Below are 7,324 nucleotides of genomic sequence, written 5' to 3' on the forward strand. Positions count from 1 at the left end.
CAAATCCCATCGGAGGTCAGAATGCCCAAGGAAATCCACATCGACCCCAGGACCTTCAAGGTGCGCAGTACGTTGAAAGCACCCTCAATTCCTATCCACGCGTACGATGAGAATATCGAGGCGGAACGTGCCCGGTATGGCGACGAGGGATTGCTGCAAATTCTGCGCGATATGATTATCATACGCGAATTTGAGACGATTTTGGCTTCGCTAAAGGGAAAGGGAGCATATTGCGGCATTGAGTTTAACTACAAAGGGCCGGCTCACCTTTCGATCGGGCAAGAGGCTGCTGCCGTCGGAGCGGCAGCCTCACTCGAGCCGGATGACCATATTTTCGGCAGTCATCGCAGCCATGGCGAGTTCATCGCGAAGGGCCTTTCTGCGATCCGAAAGCTCCCAGATGATGCCTTGCGTCTGATTATGGAGAGCCATGAGCGTGGTACGCTTCTCAGGACCGTGGAGACCTCGCTGCAGGGTCCGAAAACAAGCGAGACCGCGGAGAATTTTCTACTGCTCGGCCTGCTTTCAGAGATCTTCATGCGCTCAACCGGTTTCAACCGAGGCATGGGCGGGTCGATGCATGCCTTCTTCCCGCCTTTTGGGACTTATCCGAACAACGCAATTGTCGGCGCGTCCGCCGGAATAGCCACGGGGGCCGCATTGCGAAAGAAGCTTGCGGGGGCCAGCGGCATCACTGTGGCCAACGCGGGCGATGGCTCTACTGGCTGCGGGCCCGTCTGGGAAGCTATGAATTTCGCCGCTATGGCACAATTCGAGACGCTGTGGGCAGATGCTTTCAAAGGAGGTTTGCCGGTCCTGTTTTTCTTCACCAACAACTTTTATGCGATGGGCGGTCAGACCATCGGCGAAACAATGGGATGGGACCGCCTGTCTCGCATAGGGCTGGCGGTCAACCAGCAAGCCATACACGCGGAAACCGTCGACGGAACAAATCCGCTCGCCGTTGCTGACGCCGTCGCACGCAAGCGCGAGCTTTTGGTTCAAGGCCGCGGGCCCGCCTTGCTGGACGTAGAATGTTACCGCAGCTCGGGTCATTCAACAACAGATATCAACTCATATCGGACGAAGGACGAGATGCAGGCGTGGGAACAGCACGATCCTATCATTCTGTTCTCCAATCGCCTTCAGGAGGCCGGGATTGTGACCGCTGGCCAGGTCGCCGAACTGCGCGAACAGACAACGGATCGCATGCGCTCGATTACTGCGATCGCGGTCGATCCGGCACTTACTCCTCCCGTTGATATTCATGCAGATCCAACGCTGATCGGCAAGCTCATGTTCTCGAACACCAACATAGAGCTGCCCTCGCAAGAAGTTTCGCTCCTCAAGCCTGTCGACGAGGTGAGCCGGATCCGTCAGGACGCGAAGAAAAGTCGATACGGCTTTGCCGAGGACGGAGCCAAGCTGTCACCCATGCGGGCTATCACATTGCGTGACGCGTTGTTCGAGTCCGTCTTGCACCACATGACGCACGACGGCAGTCTTGTCGCCTATGGGGAAGAATGCCGGGAATGGGGTGGCGCATTCGGCGTTTACCGGGGGCTTGCCGAAATCCTACCGCATGATCGGTTGTTCAATTCACCGATCTCCGAAGCTGCGATCGTTGCGACGGCGGTCGGCTTTGCGCTCGAGGGCGGCCGCGCGCTGGTGGAACTGATGTATGGCGACTTTCTAGGCCGGGCGGGCGACGAAGTCTTCAATCAGATGGCAAAATGGCAATCGATGTCCGGAGGTGAGCTGAAGGTTCCCGTCGTTTTGCGTTGCTCGATCGGTTCGAAGTACGGCGCCCAGCATAGTCAAGACTGGACGGCATTATGCGCCCATATTCCAGGCCTCAAAGTTGTATATCCGGCAACGCCGTATGATGCGAAAGGCCTGTTGGCTTCCGCATTGTCAGGCAACGATCCGGTGGTTTTCTTTGAAAGCCAGCGCCTCTACGACACCGTGGAAGAGTTCCGCAATGAAGGCGTGCCGACCGGCTACTACCAACTTCCCATTGGTGAACCCGATTGTAAGCGCGCTGGAGAAGACGTCACAATTCTGACGGTGGGACCTTCGCTTTACTCCGCGCTCGCTGCTGCTGAAGAACTCGAAAGCACCTTCGGCATCTCGGTCGAAGTGATTGATGCGCGTTCGCTTGTTCCATTTAACTATGAACCCGTGCTTGCCTCGATAAGGAAAACCGGACGCATCGTACTGGTATCGGAGGCCTCGGAGCGCGGCAGCTTCCTGATGACGCTCGCCGCAAACATTACGCGATTCGGCTATGAAACTCTTCACGCCGCGCCTCGTGTAATCGGCTCTCCGAATTGGATCGTGCCCGGCGCTGAGATGGAATCAACCTACTTTCCCCAGAAAGATGACATCATTGATGTCATCACCAGCGAGTTGTTTCCAGGCCAGCGCAGCAACCGCCGCAGCATACGTGACTGGGACGATCGGGAACTTGCCCGTCTCGGTCTGTGAACCAACACATTTTTGAGCGAGGAACACATATGGATATCCCGATCATCATGCCGAATCTCGGAAACGAAATCGACGAGGCCCAGATCGACGAGTGGTTCAAGACGGAAGGCGACATGGTCACCGAAGGTGAACAACTCGTCCTGATCACGACACCCAAGGTCACCATGGAAATCGAAGCCCCAGCGACAGGCATTCTGAAGAAAATCCTGATTCCCGCAGACGAGCTTGCGGCAGTGGGCTCCACGCTTGGGATCATCGAGACATGACAAACGCGACCGCAAACTTACCGCTTCCAGTCTTCCGCTTGGGTGGGTCGGGGCCGAACCTTCTGCTTCTCCACGGGTTCGGAGCTGATCGAATGAGCTGGATAGCCAATCAGGACGCGCTCATGCAGTCGTTTGCGGTTTTTAGCTGCGACCTGCCTGCGCATGGCGGTCAACCGCCTGGCAGGAATGGCATGAAAATCTCGGAGATGGCCGATGAACTGATTGACGCACTCGCGCGACAGAACGATCGCTTTGTAGTGGTGGGGCATTCACTGGGCGGCGCAATCGCCATCGAACTGGCAGCCCGCCGACCGGATTTGGTCGCCGGCCTTGGCCTGATCGCACCGGCTGGTCTGGGCAAAGAGGTCGGTCGAGAATTTCTGAGCGAACTGCCTGAACTTAACGAGTTGGGCTCTGCGTTGGCGCTACTTCAGCGTTTGGTCTCGCGCCCGCGCCTGATAACGCCACCGATCGCTCAACGGCTCCTCGATCACCTGGAACGACCGGGCATTCGTGCCGCTCTTAGAGCCCTGGCTTCGGAGTTAAGCCATGTCGAGACCTCGATTGAACCCCATGTGGCCTCCATAGCCGTCAGCAGAGTTCCGCGGATCGTCATTTGGGGAGAGGAAGACACGATAAATCCGATCGACCGTCCGAGACTGTCGAGGTTCAACGCTCAAGTGCTGACTCTGCCGGATACCGGGCATCTTCCTCACGTTGAGGCAAGCAGAGCCGTAAGCCGGCATCTTTGTGAATTTCTGAAGAGTGCCGTATTGGAATTGGGGGGATGAGTTCATGATCGTTGTCTGCGGTGATGCCTTGATTGACTTCTTGCCGGTCGCGCTCCCGGAAGGTGGCAGTGGCTACATCCCTGTCTGTGGTGGATCCTGCTGCAACATCGCGACAGCGATTGGCAGGTTAGGCGGGAAAGTCGGATTCATGGGAGGGCTGTCCGAGGATTTTTTTGGCGCCATGCTGGTTCAGCAATTCAACGAAGCGGGGATTGATCTTCGCTATGCAACCCGCCTGCCTTTCGACACGACGTTGGCTTTTGTGCGTCTGGGCGACGACGAGCCTGAGTACGCGTTCTATGACAGCGGCAGTGCGGCACGGCACTGGACGCTGAAAGGGGCACCATCTTTGGGCACCGAGGTTGACGTCCTGCACATCGGTTCGGTCACGTTGATTCACCCCCCTGTCTCGAGCGCTTGCGAGTCGCTGTTCGAGAACGAACAGGGTAAGCGCGTGCTCTCAATCGATCCAAACTGCCGGCCCGGTCTGGCGCAGGATCCAGAGGCATATCGCCAGCGTCTCAATCGCCTCTGCGGTATGGCTGATATCGTAAAGCTGTCGGTGACGGATCTCGGATTCATGCAGCCGGGTGTTGGGCCGCATTCAGCAGCGGAGAGTTGGCTTTCAAACCGGGCCAAGATCGTCCTCGTCAGCCGGGGTGCGGGCGGCGCAACGGTTTATCTTGCGGGTGGCAGAGTCGTTGAAGTTCCAGCACGCCCTGCAAGGGTTGTTGATACCGTTGGAGCCGGAGACGCACTCATTGCAGGCTTTCTCACCCATCTCCAGCAGAGCGGCGACTTGCATCGCGATAGCATCGGTGCCTTGACGGGTGACCGGGCTCGCAAAGCTCTCGAGTTTGCCGCACATGTTGCAAGTCTTGCCTGCGAGCACCGCGGAAGTGACCCGCCGTGGCGCAGAGAAATCATCGTGGCTGGATACGACGAGAGCAGTCAAATGTGACGCCAAGCACCGCAAGCTATTGCGGAGGTTAGCCGCGCCAGTTAAGGGTGAATCGCCACGTCTAGAGATGCTTTACTCGAAGATCTGCGAACGGATTTGGGCGCCGTTCGCATCGTGGGCGCAACGATTATCCAAGTTGGTAGAATTATGGGCTGCCGACACTTTCGGAGGGGCGGATTGGATGACAAAACTGACAAGGATGCCCCCCACCAGCTTGCTGGACGCTGAAAGCCTCAGGTTGAAGGCAGCTTTTCTTTATTACAATCAGAAACTTACCCAAAACGAAGTCGCCGCAAAACTGGGGGTCAGCCGCAGCACAATCGTTAAGCTCCTCGATGAGGCGCTGAAGCGGGGCGAAATCCAGATTTGGGTGAAGCAGGCCGCAAGCGAGTTGGAGCTGGCATCTGAGCTGGAAGCCGCGCTCAATCTCGACGAAGTGATCGTCACGCCGCCGGCGAAAGATGTCGACGGAACGGCCCGGGCCGTTGGGCAAGCGCTGGGTCAGTTTCTTTCCGACACCATTCCCAACAACGCGACGATCGGGGTTGGCTGGGGACGAACACTCAGTGCCGCGCTTTCGAGTTTTCGCCCGCTGCGGCGCGAAGGGGTAAAAATTGTGTCTCTGCTTGGAGGTACAGTGGAAGCCCAGCATGAAAACCCGATCGATTTTACCTGGCAGCTCGCCAATCAACTCGGGGCGCAATGTTTTCTTTTGATGGCGCCGCTGCTGGTTGACTCTCCCGACACCAAAGAACGCCTAATCGAAAAGTGCGGCTTGAATCGGATCATGAAGCTGTCCGCCGATCTGGACATTGCACTGGTGAGCGTCGGCGATATCGGCACCCATTCAACATCGCTGTCGGTCGCATCTCTTGCGCCAGAGGAGTTGGAGACGCTCATCGGCAAGGGAGCAATGTGCGATGTTCTGTGCAATTTTCTTGATCGAGACGGCCGCACGGTGGACCATCCGGTAAACGATCGGGTGATGTCAGTCGATCTCGATACAGTGAGACGCGCACGGCACGTGGTTATCGCATCGGGGGGAGAACAACGAGCCGCCGCAATCTTGGCAGCTATCAGGCGAATCGGCTGCAATACTTTGGTGACTGATGAAAGCGCTGCGCGTCAGATGCTCAGCTTGCTCAGAAGTCCGAGGGTTGATTGATAATTTTCGTCGCCGTTTTTTCCAGTTCGCCGCCAAGAACGACGGCTGGGCCGAATCGCTCCAAAACCACCGTGACGGCGTGGCCGACCATATGGGCTTCCGGATGGCCGAGCTGCCGAGGGCCGTGCGCTGATGTCCTGCACCCCGGACCAAAACGCACCGGGCCTGGCGCTGCCGTGCGCCTCGGGGATCGAGGGTTATCTTAAAGGAAAAGCAGGAAAACAATGTCCCCATCCTGGCGCCGGGCGAGATCTGGTCCGCGGCCTGTAGGTTCGGCTGCCTCTCGGCCGACTTGGCCCAAACACTGAACGACAAGATGATGCGTGCTTCGATCGCTTAGGAGTCGAAGTGGGTTCGGCACTCCGCCCGCATGAAAAGCGATCTTTCTGAAGCAGGACTCAACGAGCCGGAACGCACTTCTCCTAAATGTTCATGTGGACCTTAGTTTTTCGTGCCTGGGCTCGCTTGAGAACGGGTCGCAGCGCTAACCCAGAAGGCGTGCCGATTTCCAATCGCCAAGCTTGCAATCGTGGGTGCGATGAGGAGTTGGACAACCGAAGAGATCTCTCCGCGATAGATGGCGAGATCGGCATCGGTTGCATCGGAAAAATCGTGGTGCCGTGTCACCTCCTGATTGCTGTAGAAGCGGGGCACTAGAAATCAACTTGAACTTGAACCGAGTGCACCGCGTTTCTCGCATCAGATACCGGCTGTTCTTCCCCAAGCTCGTTTTTGCAGCGACATAACAGGACGTGGGGGCCTGGCTCCGGCGACCAAGTCAACTCGAACCGCTGCCAACTTCTTCCCTCGCGCGGCCCTACTGAGGCAGTCCGCCATGAGCCTCCACCGTCCACGCTGACCTCGACGCTAGAGATCTGGCAATCTCCCCAAGCCCAGCCCCATATTTTCGTTGGCATGTCCGCTGACAGCAGATCATTTGGGGACGGCGATACGATAACGGACTCCGGGGTCACGTCCCAAACCGGCTTCGTTCCCGACGCGGTGGGGTCATTATAGAACCGCGTCGTATAGGCGCCGCTTGCGCGCCGGTTCGCGGCCGTGATGGAACCAACCCACTTTACGGAATTCGTGCCATACCAACCCGGCACAACCAGTCGAACCGGACCTCCACGCTCCGGAGTGAGCGGCCGGCCGTTGATCTCAAGTGCAAGAAGAACCTCTTCCGCGAGTGCTTTCTCGATAGGCAGGTCTTTTTGATAGGCTTCTTCAATTTCGGCGTATTCGCCCCACTCGAGGCCGGAAGTCCATACATATGACGCATCGGTGCTGATCTTTGCACGTTCCAGAACAAGCGACAGCGGCACGCCTTTCCAAACCACATTTCCGATCCTGCGTTTAGCCACTGTCGGCGCAAGCGGACTTCCAGCGCATTCGTGAAACGACATGTACTCGCGCTGTGGCATTGCTTGGAGGTCAGACAGATGCAATCTCGTCGGGTTGCCGACGAGGCCATCCACATCCAAATGCCAATGCTCGGGGTCGATCTCCAGGAACCCCATATGCGTCACCAGAAAAAGATCATCTTCAGGGGTGATCCACGATTTAAGGGCATGAACGCCGTCGGCAGGGCCCTGGAAGGAGAAACCCTTCTTGGTCATGTGCATACCCGTCCGCGCCATCACCTTTACTCCGG

General features: G+C 57.4%; 6 protein-coding genes. 5 read left to right on the forward strand and 1 reads right to left on the reverse strand.

Translation table 11 applies throughout. The features are described 5' to 3' along the window. Positions 1-21 precede the first annotated feature (21 nt). From HJB89_RS27635 to HJB89_RS27655, 5 genes are all read left to right on the forward strand, one after another. On the forward strand, positions 22-2,487 hold the full coding sequence (locus tag HJB89_RS27635) for a thiamine pyrophosphate-dependent enzyme (RefSeq protein ID WP_041936699.1): 2,466 nt from the start codon (positions 22-24) through the stop codon (positions 2,485-2,487). 29 nt (positions 2,488-2,516) lie between these two features. Continuing rightward, positions 2,517-2,753 (forward strand): lipoyl domain-containing protein, encoded by a 237-nt coding sequence (locus tag HJB89_RS27640; protein WP_011654708.1) that lies wholly within the window; start codon positions 2,517-2,519, stop codon positions 2,751-2,753. Further along, a complete protein-coding gene (locus HJB89_RS27645) occupies positions 2,750-3,544 on the forward strand; it encodes an alpha/beta fold hydrolase (protein ID WP_011654707.1) in 795 nt (264 codons plus the stop codon). The genes HJB89_RS27640 and HJB89_RS27645 overlap by 4 nt, the downstream gene beginning before the upstream one ends. 4 nt (positions 3,545-3,548) lie before the next feature. Then, positions 3,549-4,505 (forward strand): carbohydrate kinase, encoded by a 957-nt coding sequence (locus tag HJB89_RS27650; protein WP_011654706.1) that lies wholly within the window; start codon positions 3,549-3,551, stop codon positions 4,503-4,505. Positions 4,506-4,686: 181 nt separating this feature from the next. Further along, positions 4,687-5,670, forward strand: a complete 984-nt coding sequence (locus HJB89_RS27655; protein ID WP_011654705.1) for a sugar-binding transcriptional regulator — start codon at positions 4,687-4,689, stop codon at positions 5,668-5,670. A gap of 653 nt (positions 5,671-6,323) precedes the next feature. Here the strand turns inward: HJB89_RS27655 and HJB89_RS27660 are convergent. Beyond that, a complete protein-coding gene (locus HJB89_RS27660) occupies positions 6,324-7,310 on the reverse strand; it encodes a molybdopterin-dependent oxidoreductase (protein ID WP_041936697.1) in 987 nt (328 codons plus the stop codon). Positions 7,311-7,324: the final 14 nt, after the last annotated feature.

Source organism: Rhizobium sp. NZLR8, from assembly GCF_019685025.1.
In the GTDB taxonomy this organism is placed as follows: domain Bacteria; phylum Pseudomonadota; class Alphaproteobacteria; order Rhizobiales; family Rhizobiaceae; genus Rhizobium.